Source organism: Tetragenococcus halophilus subsp. halophilus DSM 20339, assembly GCF_003841405.1.
GTDB classification, from domain to species: domain Bacteria; phylum Bacillota; class Bacilli; order Lactobacillales; family Enterococcaceae; genus Tetragenococcus; species Tetragenococcus halophilus.
Map to the genome: position 1 here is coordinate 599,688 of NZ_PXYA01000002.1, position 22,494 is coordinate 622,181.

The window sequence follows — 22,494 nt, forward strand, 5'->3', positions numbered from 1 at the left end:
CAATTTATCTCTGAAAAACTTATATTGAACGCTTTTCTTATGTCTATAATTTGATCATAAGAGAAGCGTTTTTTGTTATGAACCATAATTAATAGGACATTTTATTAATAGGCGTTTGACTTCATTTCTATTTTTAAGTATAGTTTACCTAGATCATTCTTATCAGAGCTATTACTTTGGTAAAAAAGAGAAGCTGTATTTTCGACAGCTTCTTTTTTTATCCACCAATCGTTGATTGGGTAAATTGAACGACAGTGCCATAGGCAAAAATTTCAAAGAAGGGACCGTTATCACCATTGATTCTTTCATGTTCGAAATGGCAATTGATGACGGCATTTGCTCCATAAGCAAATGCTTTTTCTTTTAATTGGTAGCCGACTTCTTTTAAAGCTTCATTTGGATCAAAATCAGGGTCAAAAATATCAACGGTAAATCTTTCTGCAACAAAAACCAGATCTCTTACGATATAAGGTTTGTTGACATTTCCAGTAGATAATAAAATCCGTTCGACGCGTTCTTCATGTTCCATAATGAACCCTCTTTTCTCCTTATTGTTAATCTTATTTTAGCTTTTTTTTAAGTTAATGGCAAAAGTTTCTAGTAAAAAATCAGAATGCTTGATAACATCACTAAATTATGCTAATCTAAAGCCATAATTTTATAGATAAGCAGTCAAAGTGCGAAGTCTATCCATGTAGAAAAATGGGTGGAGTGGGCACTTTTTTTTGTGCGATTGATACGATAAAAAATGATACATAGGAGGAAGAAACGTGGCAGAAGTATTGCAAGAATTTGACACAATTGCAGCGATTTCTACACCACCGGGTGAAGGAGCAATTAGTATTGTTCGTTTGAGTGGCGAAGAAGCTATCTCTGTAGCAGATGGTATATTTAAAGCAAAAGATGCATTAGCTCAAGCGTCTAGTCATACGATTCATTATGGTCATATCGTGGATCCTAAAACTGAAAAAACCCTAGATGAAGTAATGGTATCTGTAATGCGTGCACCTAAAACATTTACTAGAGAAGATATTGTCGAGATCAATTGCCACGGAGGCATGATTGTCGTTAATCAGATCTTGCAATTGCTCTTAAGAACTGGTGCACGTTTAGCTGAACCAGGCGAATTTACCAAACGAGCTTTTCTAAATGGCAGAATTGATTTATCACAAGCTGAAGCGGTGATGGATTTAATTCGGGCAAAAACAGATAAAGCGATGAATGTGGCTTTAAATCAACTAGATGGCGACTTATCTCGTTTGATTCGAACTTTAAGACAAGAAGTATTAGATACGCTAGCGCAAGTTGAAGTGAATATTGACTATCCTGAATATGATGATGTTGAAGAAATGACAAGTCAATTATTATTAGAAAAAGCAGGACAAGTTAAACAGCAGATACAAAGCTTGTTGGAAACAGCGCAGCAAGGAAAGATTTTACGAGAAGGATTGAATACTGCAATTATCGGTCGTCCTAATGTCGGCAAATCTAGTTTACTTAACCAGTTATTAAAAGAAGAAAAAGCAATTGTTACAGAAATTGCGGGAACGACAAGAGATGTCGTTGAAGAATATGTCAATGTCCGAGGCGTACCGCTTCAATTGATTGATACAGCTGGTATTCGTGATACTGAAGATACCGTTGAAAAAATTGGTGTTGAAAGAAGTCGTAAAGCATTGAGTGAAGCGGATTTAGTGCTTCTAGTCTTAAATCAAAGTGAACCCTTGGCAAAAGAAGACAGACAATTACTTGAAATGACAAAAGGTAGTAAAAGAATCATTCTGCTTAATAAAACAGATTTAATACCACAATTAGATCTTAATGAGTTAAATGATCTGCTGCAAGGTGACCCGATGTTTGAAGTTTCTGTTACCAATAACCAGGGGTTGGATCAGTTAGAAGAAGCAATTTCTGCTTTATTTTTCGGTGGCCAAACCCAAGATAAAGATGCTTCTTATCTGTCTAACACACGACATATCTCATTGCTTGAAAATGCTTCTTCTGCTTTAGATGAAGTGATTGCAGGTATTAAAGCAGGGATGCCGGTAGATCTTGTACAGATTGATATGACACGTTGCTGGGATTATTTAGGAGAAATTGTTGGTGATAGTGTGCAAGATGAATTAATTACGCAGCTATTTAGTCAATTTTGTTTAGGAAAATAGGAGGAAAAACGTAATGCAAGAATATCAAGCTGGTTCCTATGATGTAATTGTTATTGGCGCAGGACACGCTGGAGTAGAGGCTGCTCTTGCAGCTAGTCGCATGGGAAAGCAAACATTACTGTTAACAATAGATTTGGGAATGGTGGCCTTTATGCCATGTAATCCCTCCATTGGCGGTCCGGCTAAAGGTGTCGTTGTAAGAGAAATTGATGCCTTAGGCGGTGAAATGGGCAAAAATATAGATAAAACATATATTCAAATGCGTATGCTTAATACAGGAAAGGGGCCCGCAGTAAGAGCTTTACGGGCACAAGCAGACAAACATGCTTACTCTACAGAAATGAAGCATACAATTGAAAAAACAGAAAATTTAACTTTAAGACAAGGTATTGTTGAACGTTTAATTGTAGAAGATAATGTTTGTAAAGGTGTGGTGACAGCAACTGGCGCACGTTATGCTGCTAACGCAGTAATCATTACAGCTGGAACTGCTTTAAGAGGGGAAATTATTATTGGGGAATTGAAGTATTCTTCTGGACCTAATAACTCACAACCTTCTATCAGTTTAGCAGATCATTTGGAAGAATTAGGATTGGAGATTGATCGCTTTAAAACAGGCACGCCCCCTCGTATAAAATCGTCGTCTATCGATTATGAAAAAACGGAAATCCAACCAGGAGACAAGGCAGCTAACCATTTTAGTTTTAGTACGCCAGATAGTATTTATAAAAAAGAACAAATTCCTTGTTGGCTAACTTACACTAATCCAGGGACACATCAGATTATTCGCGAGAATTTAGACCGTGCACCCATGTTTACTGGTATTGTTGACGGAGTTGGCGCAAGATACTGTCCATCGATTGAAGATAAGATTGTTCGCTTTGCTGATAAGAAACGACATCAACTCTTTTTAGAACCTGAAGGAGCTGACACAGAAGAAATTTACGTTCAAGGTCTTTCGACTTCTTTGCCTGAAGGTGTTCAAACCGATGTTCTTCATTCCATTGAAGGTTTGGAAAAGGCAGAAATGATGCGCACAGGTTATGCTATCGAATATGATGTTGTGCTGCCTTATCAATTACGTCCTACTTTAGAAACGAAAGTTATTGATAATTTATTTACTGCTGGTCAAACAAATGGTACGAGTGGTTATGAAGAAGCGGCAGGACAAGGTTTAATAGCAGGAATTAACGCTAGCTTAAAAATACAAGAAGATGAACCATTTATTATGAAGCGTAGTGACGGTTATATTGGCGTTATGATCGATGATCTAGTGACCAAAGGAACCAACGAACCTTATCGCTTATTAACATCACGTGCAGAATATCGCTTATTATTACGTCATGATAATGCGGACTTACGTTTGACTCAAAAAGGCTATGATATGGGTCTTGTTGGAGAAGATCAGTATCAAGTATACTTGAAGAAGAAAACAGCGGTTGAACAAGAAATTGAACGTTTAAAATCGATCCGTATTAAACCAGCAGAAGTTCGAGATTTCTTAGAAGAAAAAGGTTCAGCGCCTTTAAAAGACGGCGTATTAGCCAATGAATTTTTACGCCGTCCAGAAGTAAGTTATCAAGATTTATTGCAATTTATAGCAAGGAATGAAGAGCTAACTGATAAAGAAGTTGAACAAGTTGAAATCCAAATTAAATACGAAGGCTATATTAATAAGGCCATGACCAAGGTTGATAAATTAAAACGAATGGAAGCCAAACGCGTGCCTGAAAATATAGATTATGAGGCCATTGATGGTTTAGCTACAGAAGCGAAGCAAAAATTACAAAAAATTCATCCCGAAACCATCGCGCAAGCAAGTCGTATTAGCGGTGTGAATCCTTCTGATTTGAGTATTTTGATGGTGTACATTCAAGAAGGAAAAGTTGCAAAACATTCTTCTATTTAATAATTTTAAACTTACTGTTTCTGTATAATATAGAGCAGTAAGTTTTTTTATATCAGAAAGTAATGGTTTAGCTCATATAAAAGTTTTCTTTGGAAAAAACACTTGTTTTCCTAGTATAATGAAAAGTAGGAGGGAAATGTATGAGAGAAGAAACATTTAAATATCCAGATACGCAAGCTTATGAATTTGTTAAACAAGAACTGAACAAACGAGATATTAGTTACCAAGATATTGCTAAAATGGCTTATGATGTAGCTTATGAATTTATTCCTGAAGCAAAATTAACTGAATTTGAAACAGCAACGGTTGATGTGTTGCATAAAAGAGAAGTTTTGAATAATGCGATGGTAGCGCTAGATTTGGATCGTTTAGCAACCCAAGAAAAATTAAGCCAACCTTTACAAAAGATTATTGAAAATGATGCGGGCGTTTTTGGAGTAGATGAAACACTTGCTGTAAGTATTGCAAGTATTTATGGAACGATTGGTGTAACTAACTTTGGTTATCTTGATCGTGTAAAAAGTGGTGTCATTCGAAAATTGGATACTGAAAAAGAAGGGCGAGTAAATACTTTTATTGATGATTTGATTGGTGCGTTAGTTGCAGCGGTCGCAGGAAAAATGGCTCATAAATATGCCTAATTATATTGAATGTAGGAAACTTTCTGTTAAGTGTTAAATAACAAAATGATGCAGCTTTTTGTCTTGAAGTTTGAAAGAGGAATTTTTTGCTAAAGCTTTTATACTAAGAAAGGGGCGTTTTGCTGTGTTATTTCGAGACCGGATGGATGCAGGTGAGCAACTGGCAGAGGCTATTGGTTTATTGGATGTTAAAAATGTCGTCATTTTAAGTTTACCTAGAGGTGGCATTCCTCTTGGAAAAATCATAGCTAAAAAACAAGGTGCGCCATTGGATATTATCTTAGCAAAGAAAATTGGTCATCCAACCAATCCTGAATATGCAATTGGTGCTATTGCAGAAGGTGGGACACCTATTTTAGGAGATGGTTATGTTGAGAAACTCCATGCACAATGGGTACAAAAAGAAATTCCTTTCATTCGAGTAGAAATGGCACGTAAACGAACGCTTTATAGAGAAAGTTTAAAAGATAGCACGCTAAAAGATAAAAATGTCGTTATTGTTGATGACGGTATTGCAACGGGCTTAACGATGTTTGCGGCAATAAAAGCTGTAAAAGAGGCGGGACCCAAAAGTGTAAGCGTTGCTGTTCCAGTAATCCCTAAAACAATATACGAACAGTTAAAACAAACAGTGGATAAAGTTTACGCTGTAAAAGCCCCTGATGATTTCTTAGGCGGGGTTGGCGCTTATTATGCAAGTTTTCCGCAATTAAAAGATGAGCAAGTTAAAGAAATATTAAAAAGCTAAGGATTGGTATCAAGGGAGAAAAATGGAAATCTATTTAAAAAGTATAGAAAAAGAGGCAGTTTTAGTTACTGAAATTATGACGGATGCGTTTAATTATGATGCTGAAATATATTTTGGTAAAGGAGCTGAATTCGGACCGCCTGGCTATTCGGACGGAACGCTAGCGCGTAAAGTTCTGCAAAACGTTCATGTGAATAATTATTTTATTTATTTATCCAATAAACAACTCGTAGGTTTCCTTAGTATTGATATAAAAAATGGTCAATTAGACTATTTTTGTATTCGATCAAATTTTATCAACCAAGGGATTGGCACAGCAACTTGGTCTGAAATTGAAAGAATATTTCCTGAGAAAAAATGGCAGGTTGAAACGCCTGCCTATTCTTTAAGGAACCATCGTTTTTATGAAAAATTAGGATTTAAAAAAATCGGAGAAAAACCCTATGACTCAGAAACTGCAGCTTTCTTATTCGAAAAATAGTTTGTTTAATTATTTAGGTGCTTTTTCTTATTATCTAAACACTTAAAGTTCTAGGTATTAAATTTCTGCCTTTTAAAAAGCTTCTTCAGATTGTTGCATAGCAATATCAAGTAGCTTTTGATTAAATTCCTTTTGCAGCGGGTTTATAGCTGCATTTTTATTTATGATTAGGTTAATATAAAATTTTGGCGCATTTTCTAAAGGTAAGCTAATAATATCTGTACGATTTTTGACTAGTAAATCAACCATAATTCCTACAGAAATGCCAGAAGCAATGAATGACCCCGCTGTCTGTATTTCTTTTGTATAAGAGATTTGTTTGGAATTAATCTGATTGTTTTTTGCCCAATGATCGAATATTGCATAATGTGTATATTCTTCATCTAAACTAATAAAAGAATAGTCTGAAAGCATTTCAGCTGTAACCAAAGATTCTTTAGCTAAGGGGTGGTTTGGCGCTACACATACTTGTAAAGGGCGTTCGTCTATTAAGTACTGCTCTAGCCAAGTTTCTTCAACGTTTGGAGAATCACTGCCACTAATTGCAATTGATAACTTATTCTCGTGTAACAAGTCCATCATGATTTTTGAACTTTCTTCTTCAACCAATTGTAAATTTGCAATAAATTGATTCATAGAGGGAAGCAAGTCTGATAAATAAGCACCACCGATGGTTGGTAAAAAACCTAATTGAACCGTATTTGTTTCAATATTAGCCATCTCTTTTTTGGTTGCTGTTAATAAATCAATAACTTTGCCTGAATTTTTATATAAGATTTCTCCGGCAGCTTCTAAATGAAAACTTCTTTTTGAGCGATCACGTGTAATTAATTTTGTATTAAACTCATTTTCTAATCTTTTCAAAGAAAGAGAGATTGAGGGCTGGGAGACATAAAAAGCTTCGGCTGTTTTAGTAAAACTAGAACTTTCTACTAGATGTTTAAAGTAAACCAAGTCTTGTATTTTCATCGTTTTTAACCTTCTTATAAATTTTATTTATAATAGCATAACAAAACTATATTTCACAAAGAAGTTGTTCGATGATATATTGAATCTAAGCTTAAAAAAAGCGATTACAAAGCTGATTTAAAAACATCTTTAGCTATTTGCTTTCAGAAAAACGAAAAGTTTGTTCATTTTTTAATTGTTTTGGTAAAAATAAGAAAGGAGAATTTTGTGGAGTATATCAAACAGATTTTTTTGATCTTTTTGTTTGCGCTTGCAGGAGAAGCTTTATCCTTACTTATTCCCATTGCTATTCCTGGAAGTGTCATTGGCATGGTACTATTATTTTTTTCCTTACACTTTGGTTGGTTAGAGATGGAAAAAGTTGCTGATGTAGGAAATTTTTTAACTAATAATATGGCGATCTTTTTTGTTCCAGCCGGCGTAGGTTTAATGTCTCATTTAGATATTTTAGCTTCAATTTGGGGGCGGCTTTTAATCATTATCTTTATTTCTTTAATTACTGTTTTAACTTTAGTGGGTATTATAGTGCAAAAAATAAAAAATAAGGCTGAAAAAAGTGCTTCTGTAAAGGAGGTAGAAGAAAATGCTTGAGGAATTTGTTAATGATCCTTTTTTTGGGATTTTTTTAACTCTTTTTTTCTATCTCATGGGTTTAAAATTGCATAAAAAATGGCAACTTGCTATTTTTACACCATTGATTTTTGCGATTGTTTGTGTAATCATTTTCTAATTGGTCTTTAGTATTCCTTTGACAGCCTATGATAATGGTGGGCAATTTATAAGTATATGGATCACGCCTGCTACTGTTTGTCTAGCAATAAAATTAGAAAATAATTTTCAATATTTAAAGGATAATTATATTCCCATACTTACAGGACTTATCTCTGGGGTATTGATACATACTGCTTTGATTTTAGCTCTTTGCTTACTTGTATCATTTAATGGTGATTTGTTTGCAACACTTTATCCAAAATCAATTACTACAGCAATTGCCGTAGGTGTCTCAGAATCTCTAGGTGGCATTGAATCATTGACGGTTGCCGTGGTTGTTTTCACTGGTATTTTAGGAGCTGCGATTGCTCCGGGCCTGTTTAAACTGATGAAAATTAACGATCCAGTAGCTCAGGGGATTGCGCTTGGTTCAGGAGCGCATGCTATGGGTACAACAAAAGCAATTGAAATGGGAGAAGTGCAAGGCGCAATGTCAAGTTTATCTATTGTTGTAACCGGTATTACTGTGGTATTGATTTCCCCAGTTGCCGAGATTTTACTAAATGTGTTTTTTTAAATTAAATTATTTGTAGAAGGAGAAATTATAAATGACAAAAAAAGATATTACAGAAGAAAATAAAGAAGACGTAAATAACGGCGGTTATGATGCGCCAAGTAATGTAAATGAAGTCGAAGTGATCAATACTTATGAACTAGAAGAAAAGGCGAAAGAAGTGGTTCCTAAAGGCGGCTTTGATTATATGTCAGGAGCATCTGGGGATGAATTTACTTTACAACAAAACACGAAAGTATGGGATAAAAAAGGCATACTACCTCGTGTGTTAGCAGACGTTGAATTCCCGGAAACGAGTACATCGATCTTCGGTCAAGAATTAAAAGTTCCCTTTGTTATGTCGCCGATTGCCGCTCATGGGCTAGCACATCAAACGAAAGAAGCTGGAACAGCAAGAGGGATCGCAGAGTTTGGTGGTTCTATTATGTCCATTAGCGCTTATTCTGGCGCTAGTTTTTCTGAAATAGAAGAAGGACTAAAAGATAATAAGCGTTGGTTCCAAATTTATATGTCAAAAGATGATGAAATGAATAAAAACATTATTGATGAAGCTAAATCCGATGGTGCCAGTGCCATTATTTTAACAGCAGACGCAACTTTAGGTGGGAACCGTGACAGAGATGACCGTAACAAGTTTGTGTACCCATTTGGCATGCCCATTGTTTCTCGTTATTTAAAAGGTGATGCAAAAAATATGTCGCTAAATAATATCTATGCGCAATCTAAGCAAAAAATTAGTACAGATGATGTTCACTTCTTAAAAGAGTATTCTGGCTTGCCCGTATTTGTCAAAGGAATACAAACGCCAGAAGATGCGATGTCAGCGCTTGGAGCTGGAGCTGATGGTATTTGGGTATCAAATCATGGAGGCAGACAGTTAGATGGTGCACCAGGTTCTTTTGAAGCATTAGAATCCATTAGTAAAGCAGTTCAAGGTCGTGCGCCCATTGTTTTTGATAGTGGTATTCGTCGCGGAGAACATATGTTTAAAGCTCTTGCTGCTGGTGCGGATATTGTAGGTATCGGAAGACCTGTCTTGTACGGCTTAGCCCTAGGTGGATGGAAAGGCGTCCAATCCGTTTTTGAATACTTTGAGAATGATCTAAGACGAGTAATGCAATTAGCCGGCACGCAAACAATTGAAGATATCAAAAAAGCACGTTTATTTGATATTAAATAATGAAAAAGATATAACTTAGAAGTATATAGCGGAGGATTACGTATTTTAGTAACCCTCCGCTATTTCACTGTTTTAATTATGTTTTTTTATAAATAACTAAAACTTGAAACACCGAAAACCCGACTAAAGGCTTGATATAACTAAGATTGTTCTAATAAAAATAGCACGAACCTTTCCAAATTGGTAAAATAGAATTGACTAAAAAACCATCTACCAAGGAGTGTTCATGCTATGTCAATTATAACATCAAACAACCAAAATAAAAACGAAATTTCATCCTCCATTGATACTTTTTTCCAACGGTTTAATGTATCCACTATTGCGAAAAAATCGAATGCACAAAAGGAAAAAGGAGTGAACTTTCTCGTGCTTTTTCGCTACCTTGTAACCACCCTCTTTTCCAATCGCTCTGCTTTCCGTGACTTCCAACTTCATCAGGAGGAGTTAGGATTTTCAGATAAAACGTTTCGCAACCTACTAAACAATGGGAAAATTAACTGGCAACGCTTCTTGATTCTCTTATCCAAACAGGTCATTGCTTTCATTCGTCCGTTGACAGAAAAGGATCGTAAAGAAGTGTTTATCGTAGATGATTCCATGTATGAGCGTTTGAATGCGAAAAATGTAGAGCTTTGTGGTTGGCAATACGATCATACTGACCACAAAAACAAGAAAGGCTTTCGTTTTCTTCAACTTGGTTGGAGCGATGGCAATACCTTTTTGCCTGTGGCGTTTAGCCTTTTGTCCGCAAGTAAGAAAGTACGTGAAGTAGAGAAAATAGATCATCGGACACACGCTGGGAGAAGAAAAGCACAAGCACAACGCAAAGGAACCGACGTACTCATAGAGCTTCTTCAAGCTGCTCTAAAAGAAGGAATACAGGCAAAGTATGTGCTCTTTGATTCGTGGTTTTCAAGCCCGAAAATGTTTCATGCTTTGCGCGGACTCAACCTTCATGCCGTTTGTATGGTGAAACGTTCAAAAAAAGTCTATTATCGCTATCACGGCGAGTGGGTCGATGTAAAGACTATTTTTCAAATAGAGAAAAAGCGAAGAGGTCGTTCAAGATATCTTCTTTCTGTTTGTGTTGAATCTGAATTGGAGGGTAAGATACTTCCAATTAAGCTTGTGTATGTGAGAAATCGCAACAAGCGGAATGATTATCTTGTCTTGGCTACAACCGATCTTTCTTTGAACGAAGATGAAATCATTCAGCTATATGGAAAACGCTGGTCGATCGAAGTGTATTTTAAAATCTGTAAACAACATCTCCGTCTAGCCAAGTACCAAGGGCTTTCTTATGATGGGATTTTTGCGCATACCATTACAGTCGCCGTTAGTTATCTCATTCTGGCTGTCCAACATCGTGAACAAGCCGATGAACGAACGATGGGCGAGTTATTTTATTTGATGATTGAAGAACTATCTGATATTAGTTTTTCAGAAGCTATCGTCCAACTTCTCGAGCTTTTTAAGGAAGTATTTGCGAACGAGATGATCCTTTCTGAAGAAACTTTAAATAACATCATGAGTCAGTTTATACAAAAACTACCTCAATCAACACAAAGACAGTTAAAAAAGGTTGCTTGAAATGAAATTTATCGTCCTTTTGCTTGATACCATAGGCTTAATGTGTACTTTTTATATTTCAAGTTTTAGTAAATAAATGATCTTTTTTCACTGATTTCACTACCCTTGGAAAAACCAAAAAACCAAAAATAATACACAAAACACCATTTCCCATAAATATATACGAGCCAAACGTTATACTATCAAATAAAAAAGTATAAATTAAAGAGCCGATGGGCAAAAGAGCCCGATTAGCTGTAGTAAGAATGGACATGACACGTCCAAGAAATTCCGTTGTAATCGTTTTTTGTAAGTAAACCATATTATTCACTTCTATGATAGCTAATGAAAAACCAATGAAAAATGAAACAACGCCTCCGTATAAAGTGATTGAGAATAGTTGATTCATATTTTGGAAAAGAATTCCTAATAATAACACTTCTATCCCCAAGGAAAATACTGGAATCATTATTTTAAAAATAAATGAACACCAGCTTGATTTAGAAGGAAAAATCACGCTAAAATTTTGGTTGGCAATATATGAGCTTTATTTTGGTGATTTTGAAAGTGGTGAGGAAATGGTCCATCAATTAGAAAATGTCCAAAGATTACTTTCCGATAGGGGGAAAGTAAACTTAAGAACTATTTTTGACATTCGCAGAAAAGATGCAATAAATTACAGAAAAAATATTCAGTAATCCATTATTATTTTGGTATTTTAATCTTTTTAACTTCTTTTAGCCTGATAAAAATGAACGCGATGATTTATAAGATCAGTTTGACAAGTTATGTTAAGTATCCGAATCTATCAATTATGGTCGTAATTTAAATTGCTCTATGACTGCTCGAATCTCATCTCTAACACGTTGAAAATCTGACCAATCTTTACCTGCTGGGTTATCGAATTTTCAGCTTGTGAGTAAAGAAATTTATATTGTCTTTTTTCTCTCATGAGCTTTTTTATGATAACTATTGACGTAAGATAGATAAACATCTATATTATATATAGAAAAACTTCTATATATGGAGGGGAAGAAAATGGATTATGGATTAACTGCGAATGTTTTTAAAGCTTTAGGTGATCCGAAAAGGGTACAGATTGTAGATATGTTATCTTGCGGTGAAATGTGCGCATGCGATTTATTAGAACGTTTTAACTTTACTCAGCCTACACTATCGCACCATATGAAAGTATTGATCAACGCAGGTATTGTACAAACTAGAAAAACAGGGACTTGGCATAATTATTCATTGAATGAAGAGAATATGAAGTTTCTTTCCAACCTTATTCAAAACTTGATTCAAAATACTGAAGAATGCCGTTGTCATACAATAGAAAAAAGTGATTGTTCCTCTAGTAATGAAAGTAAAGAGACATGCAACGCTATCAACCAGTAATTGTTAAGCTGTAGTCAAATGGCATCCAGAAGAAATTACTGGTGCAGCTTTGCATAATATTTTAGTTTAGAATCCTAGATTTTTAACCGAATCGTTTGTTTAAAGGAGAAAAAAACATGAAAAATGATGTAGCACAAGAACCGACTTTACAAGGAAGTGGCGGTATGGGACTATGGGAACGTTATTTGTCCCTTTGGGTGGCACTTGCTATGATCGCAGGGGTTTTATTAAGTCAGTTTATACCAGCTATTCCTGAATTTTTGAATCAATTTGAATACTATAATGTCTCCATCCCCACAGCAATTTTGATTTGGCTGATGATTTTTCCAATGATGTTAAAAATAGATTTTAGTAGTCTTTTACATGCGGGAAAAAAACCTAAAGGACTCATGTTAACAACCACAATTAATTGGTTAGTCAAGCCTTTTACCATGTTTGCAATCTCTGCTTTCTTCTTTTTAGTTGTATTTAGACCATTCTTAAGCCCCGAGTTAGGTAGAGAATACATAGCTGGAGCCGTCCTTTTAGGCGCTGCCCCTTGCACAGCAATGGTCTTTGTATGGAGCAGTTTAACCAAAGGGGACCCAGCATACACGTTATTACAAGTTTCTATTAATGATGTTATCGTTCTCTTTTTATATGCGCCTATCGTTGCTCTTTTATTAGGCGTAGGAAATGTTTCTGTACCGATGGGAACTCTTTTTCTTTCAATCTTTGTATTTATTGTAATCCCACTTGTGTTGGGAATTATTGTCAGAAAGTACGTAGTAAAAAATAAAGGGAAAGATTATTTTGAAAATACGTTTGAAAATAAGTTTGACGGAACAACAAGAGTAGGTTTGTTATTAACGTTAGTTATTATTTTTTCCTTTCAAGGAAATCAAATTATAAGCAATCCTTTTCATATTCTATTGATTGCCATTCCGTTAATTATTCAAAACATCGCTGTTTTTTTCCTTGGATATGGAGGAGCGAAAGCATGTAAGTTACCATTTTCTATAGCAGCACCAGCGGCAATGGTTGGAACAAGCAACTTTTTTGAAATTGCAGTAGCTGTCTCGGTTTCTTTGTTCGGGTTAAATTCTGGTGCGACATTAGCAACTGTAGTTGGTGTTTTAATAGAAGTTCCTACCATGTTATTACTTGTTAAATTTGCTAATAAAACAAAGCATTGGTTCGATGGATATACGTATTAGTAATACATTTTTATAGATGAAATGGAAACGAAAGGAAGATAAAGCTTTAAAAATCAGTTCTAATCCTCTTTTTCTAAGAATTTCCAATATTTGTTTTCCTCTTGCTCAGATATTGCTTCTCGATTACCCGGTATTAGACCAGTAAAGACAGGAAACATCCTTTCTATTTTCAGTTATTTTTGTTCAACTGTTTTTGATTCTTTAGGAAATCATCTTACTTTGTGGTGGACGGTTTCCTTATTTTTTAGTTATTATAGGGACCAGCTCCGTTTTTCCATGTATCGTGACATAATCAATCAATTTATCGACTAAATCTTTGGTTCATTGATAGTTTTCATTCGGTGATATAAGTGTGGATAAATTGCTGTTTATATGGAAAATTGAATAAATGGCATTCAATTAAAATATTTAGCAAACCCTTATTATTTTGTTATTTTTCATGAAATAAACAAATTCTTCAAATATTCGTAAGAAAAAAATAATCTTTGGGTGCTATAATGAAAGAAATAAAGGAGGAACATTTACATGAAAAAGCTACCACCGATTCTAAAGCCATTTGCGCTGGTGACTTTTTCTCTTATCATTGCAACGGCTACAGGGGTTGTAAATGGAAGGAGTTATCGTCAACCAGTGGCAGAAACAGAGACAACGACTACTGAAACCACTACAGAAGGTTCTGTAAGTACAGATGGAACAATGGAAACCTCCGATACAGCACCTTTGAATGAAGGCGAAAATAGTAGCTTACAACAAACACATGAAACGGATAACGACCTTGAAGAGGGTTCTGCAAATTCGGATGAAGGTGTACAAGAAGGAACGCAATCAAGTTCAGCCGTTGAACAAACGCCAGATAATGGGGAACAACCTGCAAGAGATCAACAGGAATCTCCTAATCAGCAAGATACGCCAGAACAAGGAAATGAACCACAAGAACAAGAGGAACAGAGTGGTCAGCAACAAAATCAACAAGACGTGCCTGATAACCAACAAAATCAACAACAGACACCTGAAGAAGGTGATGAACAATGACGCTTCTATTAGATATTATTAATGGATTTCATAAGTTTTTGTGGTATTTGAACATTAGTCCGAAGTATTTAAATCGTGCGTATACGATATTAAGCCTATTTCCTACACTTTATATTTTACGTATCGTGTATGGGCTATGGGTTAATCAAAATTATATTCAATTTAGTTTATATCTTCTTGTTTTTGTTATTTTGCTTTACTTTGTGGTTTTAAATTTCATCTACTATTTTTTTGACAAAAATGTTAAGGGTGATGTTACGCGATTATTTGCTAAGTATTTACCAGAAGATGTCTTTAATATCGAAGGTGATAATCAAATTTCACACAATTTGATGCCGAATACAAGCGAAGTGGCAATAGACTTTGTCGTTCATTTTGAATTACAACTAGAAGAAAATATCCAAACTTTGATCAGTGAAGATAAGATACCTACAAATAATTTAACAAACAGCGATGGCTTTTTACTTATGAAAAATACCTTGCACCCTTACTATTACTTGAAAAAGGTAGAAGAAGATCAATATGAACTACAAATCGGTACAAGCTATCGGGATTTAGAAAAAATTGGGACAATTCATCAAAAAGAAGCATTAGATCCGGTGGGTTTGTTTATTGTAGGCGGAGATTTTGTTAAAGAGGGCGTTCGCTATCATGAGCGTTATCATCTGAAATTATTGGTAAAAGATAATCCAACTCAGGATGTAAGTGCTGAAAAAATAAAGAATGAAGCAGAAACAACGAGTGAAGTGGGTAGTCGTAGCCAACGTCATAAAAAGAAAAACGCTAAATAAACCTATGCCCATGAATGTCTAACTCTGACATTTGTGGGTTTTGTGTTTTTTATTGGACAATGATAGACTTTATTCAGTATTAAAAATAATAAGTAGAAAAGAGTGAAAAGATGACGAAAGATTTGACTCTTACAGATTTATCTAATTTTTCCAATGATTTAAAAGAAGTACCAGCTAGCAATGTAATCGCTCGTGCTGTTCAAGAAAACGGTGTGGATGCTGCTAGTAAAAATTTTGCTGCAAAAAAAGCGTTAAACCGAGTCTTTTCTATTGAAGTAGAAACTGGAGAAGTGACTCATCAAAAACAAAGCGGACGTTGTTGGTTATTTGCTACTTTAAATACATTGCGCCATGATTTTGCTAAAAAATATCAGTTAAAAGATTTTCAGTTTTCACAGAACTATCTGTCTTTTTACGATCGCCTAGAAAAAGCCAATAAAATGCTAGAATGGGCTATTCGTTTGATTGACCAAGCAGAAGATGATCGTGAGTATTTAGCAATGCTTGAATGGGGCGATGAAGATGGCGGCCAATGGGCGAACGGTCCTGCTTTGATCAATAAATATGGATTAATTCCGCAGAGTGCGATGCCAGAAACCTATAATAGCGATAAAACAGCAGAGATTTCTAGAGTAATCAATTTGAAATTACGTAAAGCTATTGCTCATATGAAGACAATGGTGATCACGCCTAGCCATGAAGCGGATTTGCGTACTTATAAATTAGAATGTTTAAATGAAATTTATCGGATGTTAGTTTATGCTTTCGGGCAACCTCCAGCTTCTTTTGATTTTGAATATCGTGATAAAGATAATAATTATCATAATGTGCGTAATCTGACCCCAAAAACCTTTTTTACTGATTATGTAGCTGTTGACTTTGATCAATATACGGATTTAATTGATGCGCCTGATCATGAATACGGTAAAAATTATGGTCTGCCAAATCAGGATTATATATTTGACGGTAAAAAAATTGAGTTAGCTAACGTTGGCCTAACTGCTATGAAAAAAGCTGCTATTGCTTCTTTAAAAGATGGGCAAACAGTTTGGTTTGGTTGTGATGTAATAAGGGATATGGATCGAAAAGAAGGTATCTTGGATCCAAATTACTTTAAAAAAGGAGAACTTTTTGCAGCAGATCTCCAATTAGATAAAGCAGAGCGCTTAGCAACACGTGATGCTGAAGTCAGTCATGCGATGACATTAACTGGTGTAGATATTGTGGATGGTCAACCTACGAAATGGAAAGTTGAAAATAGCTGGGGGGATAAAACCGGCGATAAAGGCTATTTTATAATGTCAGATGCATGGTTTGATGAGTATGTATATGAGGTAGTTGTTCAAAATCAATATTTACAAGAAGAAGACAAACATGTTGCCTCTAAGGAAAAAGAAGACTTGACACCATGGGATTCTTTAAACTAATAGAAGGTGCTTGGGAATGAACCCAAGTATCTTTTATTGTTTTTAATTTTAAGCAGATAAAAATAAGTAATGAAAAGTGTTGAATAAATTTTTGTTTCACGTGAAACGTATTTAGCTGCTAATGCTTATTAAAATGAAGCTAAATTTTGATTTTAGAGCCAAGGAGATAAGTAATGAAGATAAACTTACTTTTTTCAATTGATGATCAATTTGTTGAGCAAATGAAGACTACATTGTTTTCTATTTATCAAAATACAGATGCTAGTCATCAATTTACAGTTTATGTTTTACAAAAAAAGTTACTAGAACAAAATGAAGCGATAAAGAGTTTTTGTACTCAGTGGGGTATGAACTATGTCCCGCTTGTAATTGGCGATGATTCTTTATTTGAATATGCTCCGGTTTCCTCACGTTATCCAGAAACCATTTATTATCGATTAATGGTACATAAATTTCTTCCTTGTAGTGTAGATAAAATTCTTTATTTAGATGCAGATATTCTTTGTATTAATGACTTCTCAGATTTGTATCAGCTTGATCTTAAAGAGTATTTGTATGCAGCAGCAAGCCATAAAAAGCTGACAAATATGACGAAAATGATCAATCAAGTACGATTAAAGACTTACGAGGCTGAAGGGTATTATAACTCAGGTGTTTTACTAATTAATGCGAAAAAAGCACGAGAAGAGGTTCAAGCAGAGGATATTTTTCATTTTATTAAAGAAAATCAATACAATCTTTTATTACCTGATCAAGATATTTTAAATGGTTTATATGGAAATAAAATTTTGCCTATTCCAGATGAAATTTATAATTATGATGTAAGAAAGAATGCTACTTATGATGCAATTAGTATGGGAGAATGGGATTTAGACTGGGTTAGCCGCAACAGTGTTTTTTTACACTTTTGCGGAAGAGAAAAACCTTGGGAAGACAAATATCGTGGCCGTTATGCTGCTTTGTACAAACATTTTTGGTATAAAGCAAAGAATGAATAGTATAAATACACTTGTTTTTAATGCAAGTGTATTTATTTTGTGCGCTCGGCATGGGCGATAACTTGGTGGTGAAAGTCCACTACAGGCTTGGCAGTAGGAACTGTTAGCTAAAAGCAAGGGTGTCCGTCGTGAGGCGGAATCTGAAGGAAGCTGGAGGCAAACACTCGCACTGACGAACAGGAATCTCATAAGAAGGCTGAATTGGGACGGACGAGCTTGCAAAACAAAGCAAAGTCCAATACTGCCCGAATCCCATACAGTAAATGAGGCGGTGACGTGAGTGGAAAGTTATCGCACCTTACCCGAGGAGGTCTGCCTAGCGATAGAAATCGTAGTAACAACGAATAGGCAGAAGTCAGCCAAGGTCATAGTAGTATCCTATGGATATGAAGGACTGAACAATAATAACTTTGAAGTAAACAAGGAGGTGGACGTGCTCACCAGGACCGCAGCCAATACCGTGGTAAAGACCGGTAGGTAGCTCACTCGTGGAAGGATAAGCTGGAAGCAAAAGAAGAAATGAGGAGCGCGTAAGGGAGCACGACAATAAGATGATGAACCAAAGTGGCTTTCCATTAATGAACGAACTCGTCAGCTCAATGAATATAGATCGAGCGATCGAGAAAGTCAAAAAGAACAAAGGAGCACCGGGAATCGATGATATGACGGTATCTGAAATCAAATCTCATTTGAACAAGTATCGTCGTCCCTTTGTACAAAAGCTGAGAGAAGGGACCTATCGCCCACAACCAACAAAACGTGTGGAAATTCCTAAAGGAAACGGCAAGAAACGAAAATTGAGCATCCCCGTCGTACGGGACCGCGTAGTACAACAAATGATTTTACAAGTCATCACGCCCTTGATCGACCCGACCTTTTCGGAAAACAGCTATGGGTTTAGACCTGGAAAAAGCTGTCAACAAGCAATAGCGAAGGCAGGCCAATATTATGAAGAAGGCTATGACGTGGTTGTCGACTGTGATTTAAAGAGCTATTTCGACACGATTAACCATCAGAAACTTATGCATCGTATGCAATGGTACATCGAAGAAAAGGCCGTTCTCCAACTTATTTGGAATTTCTTAAACGCAGGAGTAATGGAGGGCGAAATTCTTCGTCCAACTTCAAAAGGAGCCTCCCAAGGGAGCCCGCTTTCTCCTCTTTTAGCCAATGTTTATCTGGACCAATTGGACAAGGAACTCGAAAGAAGAAACCATCGGTTTATTCGATACGCGGACGATTTTATTATCTTTGTCCAAAGCGAGCGGGCCGCTCAGAGAGTCCAAGAAAGTATTACCCAATTCCTGGAAAAGAAATTACGATTGACGGTGAATCAAGAAAAGAGCCAAATCATTAAGGCGCATCAATTAGAATACCTGAGCTATCGTATGAGAAAAGATAAGGGAAAGTAAAGAGCCGACCCACAGCGTCGGCCAAACAAAAGTTCAAAAGAACGCTGAAAAGATTGACGAACCGAAAAAGGGTGGGCACGCTAGATGAGATGATCAAAACCATCAATCAGTACACCCAAGGTTGGATTCAATACTATAAAGACGGAGAACTAAAAACTTTCCTAGCTAAACAGATGGAATACTTACGACATAGGTTGCGAGCCTTGATTTGGAAAAGATGGAAGAAAGTCGATACGAAATACCGCCAACTGAAGGCAAGAGGGGCCTCTCATAAAGAGGCCATGACGTATGCGAATAGCCGGAAACAGTATTGGCGAATTTCAAAATCAAAACTTCTAAATAGAATCTTCAGCAAAGAAAAGTTCAAACAATGGAAACTCAAGGATTTCATTGAAATCCTTGAGAAATAAAAGCTTAAATTATTGAACCGCCGTATACGGAACCGTACGTACGGTGGTGTGAGAGGTCGACTAATCAATTAATGGTTAGTCTCCTACTCGATTAAAAGGAATAACTTTTAGACAGTTGATGGTAGTGTTTTTTTGTTATAAAAAAGTAAAAAGCTTTTGTAAAAGACTATCAAACTATTGCATAGCTAGCTATTTTGCGTTACAGTAGAGGATAGTCCGTGAAACATTTCTGTTTCACAAGAGAAAGGAAATCCTATGTTAGCTGAAGAATTTCAACAAAAGCTTTATCAACATCATATTGAGTTGTCACAAAAACAAATACAGCAATTTGAACATTATTATAAGCTTTTGATAGAATGGAATCAGAAAATAAATCTTACTGCAATAACGGATAAAAATGAGGTCTATTTAAAGCATTTTTATGATTCAGTGGCGTTAGCTTTTTCAGTCAATCTGGATAAAAAGGCCTCTATATGTGATATCGGTTCTGGCGCAGGTTTTCCTAGTATTCCCTTAAAAATTGTTTTTCCTGAATTAAAAATAACCATTGTTGACTCCTTAAATAAACGGATCAATTTTTTGCATACATTAGTTAAAGAACTAGGGCTAACAGAAGTTTATTTATTTCATGATCGAGCAGAAAATTTTGGCCAAGATTTGAAAAATCGATCTTCTTATGATTATGTAACTGCAAGAGCAGTTGCACGTCTGGATGTTTTATGTGAACTTTGTTTGCCGCTTGTAAAAAAGAATGGGTATTTTTATGCTTTAAAGGCTGCCAAAAGTCAAGAAGAATTGACTGAGGCCAAAAAAGCAATAGCAACTTTAGGGGGTAAATTCATAGAAGATAAGAAAACGTATTTACCTAACACACAAGATGAGCGAAATATCTTGGTCATTGAAAAGACAAAAGAAACCCCTAAAAAATATCCAAGAAAACCTGGCTTACCGAATAAAAAACCTATAAGGTAAAATTATAAAGGCAGTGATGGGAGGAAAACCTTCTTTTATCAGCTTCTAACAGAGGAGGAAAGTTTAATGGTTCGTATTATTTCCGTAGCTAATCAAAAAGGTGGCGTAGGAAAATCGACTACAGCGGTTAACCTAGGTGCTTGTCTAGCTTACCTAGGTAAAAAAGTTTTACTAGTAGATATTGATGCACAAGGAAATGCCACCAGCGGCGTGGGTATACGAAAACCCGATGTGGCACAAGATGTGTATGATGTGTTAATTAATGAAATTAAGTTAGAAGATACAATTTTACCTAGTTCCCGTGCCAATTTGGATGTCGTACCAGCAACGCTTCAATTAGCTGGCGCAGAGATTGAGCTAACAGCGATGATGGCTAGAGAGTCACGTTTAAAAACAGCGATAGATGAACTCAAAGAACAATATGATTTTATTTTAATTGATTGCCCACCATCACTAGGGCATTTAACGATTAATGCCTTTACAGCAAGTGATGGCATTTTGATACCTGTTCAGTGTGAATATTATGCTTTGGAAGGCTTAAGTCAACTGTTAAATACTGTTCGCTTAGTACAAAAGCATTTTAATCCTGAGTTGGAGATTGAAGGTGTCTTATTGACAATGTATGATGCCCGTACCAATTTAGGGGTAGAAGTTGTAGAAGAGGTTCGTCGTTATTTCCAAGAAAAAGTTTATCAAACGATTATCCCAAGAAATGTTCGTTTATCTGAAGCACCCAGTCATGGTTTATCAATTGTTGATTATGACTTACGTTCTAAAGGTTCTGAGGTCTACCAAGCACTAGCAAAGGAAGTGTTGGCTCGTGAAAAAGCAAAATAAAAGTTTAGGTAAGGGTATAAATGCCTTGTTTCAAGATCTTTCGGATATTGAAGAGGTCGAAGCAACGGAAAAAATTGTTGAGTTATCCTTGAATGAATTACGGCCGAACCCTTACCAACCACGAAAAACATTTGAAGAAAAATCATTACAAGAACTAGCAAATTCGATTGAAAAATCAGGCGTTTTTCAACCAATCATTGTACGTAAATCAAAGGTAAAAGGTTATGAAATTATCGCCGGTGAGCGCCGCTTCCGTGCTTCCAAATTGGCCAAAAAAGAAATGATCCCAGCGATCGTTCGTGACTTTGACGAAGAAGCAATGATGCAAGTAGCTGTTCTAGAAAATTTACAAAGGGAAGATCTGAATCCCTTAGAAGAAGCTGAAGCCTATGAAATGTTAATGAACAACCTGCATTTAACACAAGCTGAAGTAGCTGAACGTTTGGGAAAAAGTCGTCCTTACATAGCGAATTACCTTCGTCTTTTAACTTTGCCAAAACTAGTAAAAGAAATGGTACAAGAAGATCGCTTATCGATGGGCCAAGCCCGGACCTTACTGGGGTTAAAAAACAAAGAGCAGATGCTAAAACTTGCTAACCGTTGTGTAAAAGAAAACTTGACCGTACGACAACTAGAACAGTTAGTAGTCGATGCAAATGAAGCAAAAGATAAAAAGAAAGTACCTCGTGTGGTTAAAGAAAAACCTTACTATCTACGAGAAAGTGAAGACCGTTTAATGGATAAGTTCGGAACGAGTGTACAGATTAAAGAGAAAAAAGGCAAAGGGAAAATTGAGATTGATTATTTGTCTCAAAATGATTTAACACGTATCTTGGACATTTTGAATATTCACTTTGATGAAGAATAATAAGGAGAATGCTTATGTATGATCTAGGGGATACTGTAGAAATGAAAAAGCCTCATGCTTGTCAAACAAATCGTTGGCAAATTATCCGTATGGGCGCTGATATTAAAATAAAATGTGAAAATTGCGGACATATTGTTATGATGACACGCCGTGAATTTGAAAAGAAAATGAAAAAAGTTATAGAAAAGAAAAAGGAAGAGTGAAAT

The 22,494-nt window shown here is 35.8% G+C and carries 25 protein-coding genes; 22 read left to right on the forward strand and 3 right to left on the reverse strand.

Annotated features, from left to right (window positions below):
• Positions 1–217: 217 nt before the first annotated feature.
• Positions 218–529 carry a heavy metal-binding domain-containing protein gene (locus C7K42_RS08500; RefSeq protein ID WP_014125888.1) on the reverse strand — a complete coding sequence of 104 codons (312 nt, stop codon included), beginning with the start codon at positions 527–529 and terminating at the stop codon, positions 218–220.
• Between the two features lie 241 nt (positions 530–770).
• Here C7K42_RS08500 and mnmE point away from each other — a divergent pair, with 241 nt between their 5' ends.
• The 5 genes from mnmE to C7K42_RS08525 all read left to right on the forward strand — a co-directional run bounded on the left by mnmE (position 771) and on the right by C7K42_RS08525 (position 5,944).
• The gene (mnmE, locus tag C7K42_RS08505; RefSeq protein ID WP_014125887.1) at positions 771–2,165 is read left to right on the forward strand and encodes a tRNA uridine-5-carboxymethylaminomethyl(34) synthesis GTPase MnmE; all 1,395 of its coding nucleotides are present in this window, start codon (positions 771–773) and stop codon (positions 2,163–2,165) included.
• A 13-nt stretch (positions 2,166–2,178) separates the two neighbouring features.
• Entirely contained in the window at positions 2,179–4,074 is a 1,896-nt protein-coding gene (gene mnmG / locus C7K42_RS08510; protein ID WP_061840910.1) for a tRNA uridine-5-carboxymethylaminomethyl(34) synthesis enzyme MnmG, read from the forward strand.
• A gap of 140 nt (positions 4,075–4,214) precedes the next feature.
• Complete coding sequence (locus C7K42_RS08515) at positions 4,215–4,715, forward strand: phosphatidylglycerophosphatase A family protein (protein WP_014125885.1); 501 nt, start codon at positions 4,215–4,217, stop codon at positions 4,713–4,715.
• 124 nt (positions 4,716–4,839) lie between these two features.
• Positions 4,840–5,463, forward strand: coding sequence for a phosphoribosyltransferase (locus tag C7K42_RS08520; protein ID WP_014125884.1), 624 nt, complete (start codon positions 4,840–4,842; stop codon positions 5,461–5,463).
• Between the two features lie 22 nt (positions 5,464–5,485).
• A complete protein-coding gene (locus C7K42_RS08525) occupies positions 5,486–5,944 on the forward strand; it encodes a GNAT family N-acetyltransferase (protein ID WP_014125883.1) in 459 nt (152 codons plus the stop codon).
• A 72-nt stretch (positions 5,945–6,016) separates the two neighbouring features.
• On the opposite strand, the gene C7K42_RS08530 is transcribed toward C7K42_RS08525, so the two are convergent.
• Entirely contained in the window at positions 6,017–6,913 is an 897-nt protein-coding gene (locus C7K42_RS08530; protein WP_014125882.1) for a LysR family transcriptional regulator, read from the reverse strand.
• 207 nt (positions 6,914–7,120) lie between these two features.
• On the opposite strand from C7K42_RS08530, the gene C7K42_RS08535 reads away from it, so the two are divergent.
• From C7K42_RS08535 to C7K42_RS08550, 5 genes are all read left to right on the forward strand, one after another.
• The gene (locus tag C7K42_RS08535; RefSeq protein WP_014125881.1) at positions 7,121–7,504 is read left to right on the forward strand and encodes a CidA/LrgA family protein; all 384 of its coding nucleotides are present in this window, start codon (positions 7,121–7,123) and stop codon (positions 7,502–7,504) included.
• Complete coding sequence (locus C7K42_RS13185) at positions 7,497–7,643, forward strand: LrgB-like protein (protein WP_014125880.1); 147 nt, start codon at positions 7,497–7,499, stop codon at positions 7,641–7,643. The genes C7K42_RS08535 and C7K42_RS13185 overlap by 8 nt, the downstream gene beginning before the upstream one ends.
• Complete coding sequence (locus C7K42_RS08540; RefSeq protein WP_014125879.1) at positions 7,644–8,201, forward strand: LrgB family protein; 558 nt, start codon at positions 7,644–7,646, stop codon at positions 8,199–8,201.
• Between the two features lie 31 nt (positions 8,202–8,232).
• Positions 8,233–9,378 (forward strand): lactate oxidase, encoded by a 1,146-nt coding sequence (locus C7K42_RS08545; protein ID WP_014125878.1) that lies wholly within the window; start codon positions 8,233–8,235, stop codon positions 9,376–9,378.
• A 231-nt stretch (positions 9,379–9,609) separates the two neighbouring features.
• Positions 9,610–10,968 (forward strand): IS4 family transposase, encoded by a 1,359-nt coding sequence (locus C7K42_RS08550; protein ID WP_038027114.1) that lies wholly within the window; start codon positions 9,610–9,612, stop codon positions 10,966–10,968.
• Positions 10,969–11,026: 58 nt separating this feature from the next.
• On the opposite strand, the gene C7K42_RS08555 is transcribed toward C7K42_RS08550, so the two are convergent.
• The gene (locus C7K42_RS08555; protein WP_124175417.1) at positions 11,027–11,386 is read right to left on the reverse strand and encodes an MFS transporter; all 360 of its coding nucleotides are present in this window, start codon (positions 11,384–11,386) and stop codon (positions 11,027–11,029) included.
• A 599-nt stretch (positions 11,387–11,985) separates the two neighbouring features.
• On the opposite strand from C7K42_RS08555, the gene C7K42_RS08565 reads away from it, so the two are divergent.
• The 12 genes from C7K42_RS08565 to C7K42_RS08630 all read left to right on the forward strand — a co-directional run bounded on the left by C7K42_RS08565 (position 11,986) and on the right by C7K42_RS08630 (position 22,491).
• Complete coding sequence (locus C7K42_RS08565) at positions 11,986–12,345, forward strand: ArsR/SmtB family transcription factor (RefSeq protein WP_014125875.1); 360 nt, start codon at positions 11,986–11,988, stop codon at positions 12,343–12,345.
• Between the two features lie 116 nt (positions 12,346–12,461).
• Complete coding sequence (gene arsB / locus C7K42_RS08570) at positions 12,462–13,541, forward strand: ACR3 family arsenite efflux transporter (RefSeq protein WP_103099850.1); 1,080 nt, start codon at positions 12,462–12,464, stop codon at positions 13,539–13,541.
• Positions 13,542–14,066: 525 nt separating this feature from the next.
• Positions 14,067–14,573: a hypothetical protein gene (locus C7K42_RS08575; protein ID WP_014125873.1), complete on the forward strand. Its 507-nt coding sequence runs from the start codon at positions 14,067–14,069 to the stop codon at positions 14,571–14,573.
• On the forward strand, positions 14,570–15,364 hold the full coding sequence (locus tag C7K42_RS08580) for a DUF6681 family protein (protein ID WP_014125872.1): 795 nt from the start codon (positions 14,570–14,572) through the stop codon (positions 15,362–15,364). The genes C7K42_RS08575 and C7K42_RS08580 overlap by 4 nt, the downstream gene beginning before the upstream one ends.
• A 110-nt stretch (positions 15,365–15,474) precedes the next feature.
• On the forward strand, positions 15,475–16,791 hold the full coding sequence (locus tag C7K42_RS08585) for a C1 family peptidase (RefSeq protein ID WP_014125871.1): 1,317 nt from the start codon (positions 15,475–15,477) through the stop codon (positions 16,789–16,791).
• A gap of 173 nt (positions 16,792–16,964) precedes the next feature.
• On the forward strand, positions 16,965–17,789 hold the full coding sequence (locus tag C7K42_RS08590) for a glycosyltransferase family 8 protein (RefSeq protein ID WP_014125870.1): 825 nt from the start codon (positions 16,965–16,967) through the stop codon (positions 17,787–17,789).
• A gap of 551 nt (positions 17,790–18,340) precedes the next feature.
• Positions 18,341–19,201 (forward strand): group II intron reverse transcriptase/maturase, encoded by an 861-nt coding sequence (ltrA, locus tag C7K42_RS08605; RefSeq protein WP_014123943.1) that lies wholly within the window; start codon positions 18,341–18,343, stop codon positions 19,199–19,201.
• 53 nt (positions 19,202–19,254) lie between these two features.
• Positions 19,255–19,611 (forward strand): group II intron maturase-specific domain-containing protein, encoded by a 357-nt coding sequence (locus tag C7K42_RS08610; protein WP_014123482.1) that lies wholly within the window; start codon positions 19,255–19,257, stop codon positions 19,609–19,611.
• Between the two features lie 255 nt (positions 19,612–19,866).
• Positions 19,867–20,583, forward strand: coding sequence for a 16S rRNA (guanine(527)-N(7))-methyltransferase RsmG (gene rsmG, locus C7K42_RS08615; RefSeq protein ID WP_014125869.1), 717 nt, complete (start codon positions 19,867–19,869; stop codon positions 20,581–20,583).
• A gap of 66 nt (positions 20,584–20,649) precedes the next feature.
• Complete coding sequence (locus tag C7K42_RS08620; RefSeq protein ID WP_014125868.1) at positions 20,650–21,420, forward strand: ParA family protein; 771 nt, start codon at positions 20,650–20,652, stop codon at positions 21,418–21,420.
• The gene (locus C7K42_RS08625) at positions 21,404–22,288 is read left to right on the forward strand and encodes a ParB/RepB/Spo0J family partition protein (RefSeq protein WP_014125867.1); all 885 of its coding nucleotides are present in this window, start codon (positions 21,404–21,406) and stop codon (positions 22,286–22,288) included. The genes C7K42_RS08620 and C7K42_RS08625 overlap by 17 nt, the downstream gene beginning before the upstream one ends.
• Before the next feature lie 14 nt (positions 22,289–22,302).
• The gene (locus tag C7K42_RS08630; protein WP_014125866.1) at positions 22,303–22,491 is read left to right on the forward strand and encodes a DUF951 domain-containing protein; all 189 of its coding nucleotides are present in this window, start codon (positions 22,303–22,305) and stop codon (positions 22,489–22,491) included.
• Positions 22,492–22,494 lie beyond the last annotated feature (3 nt).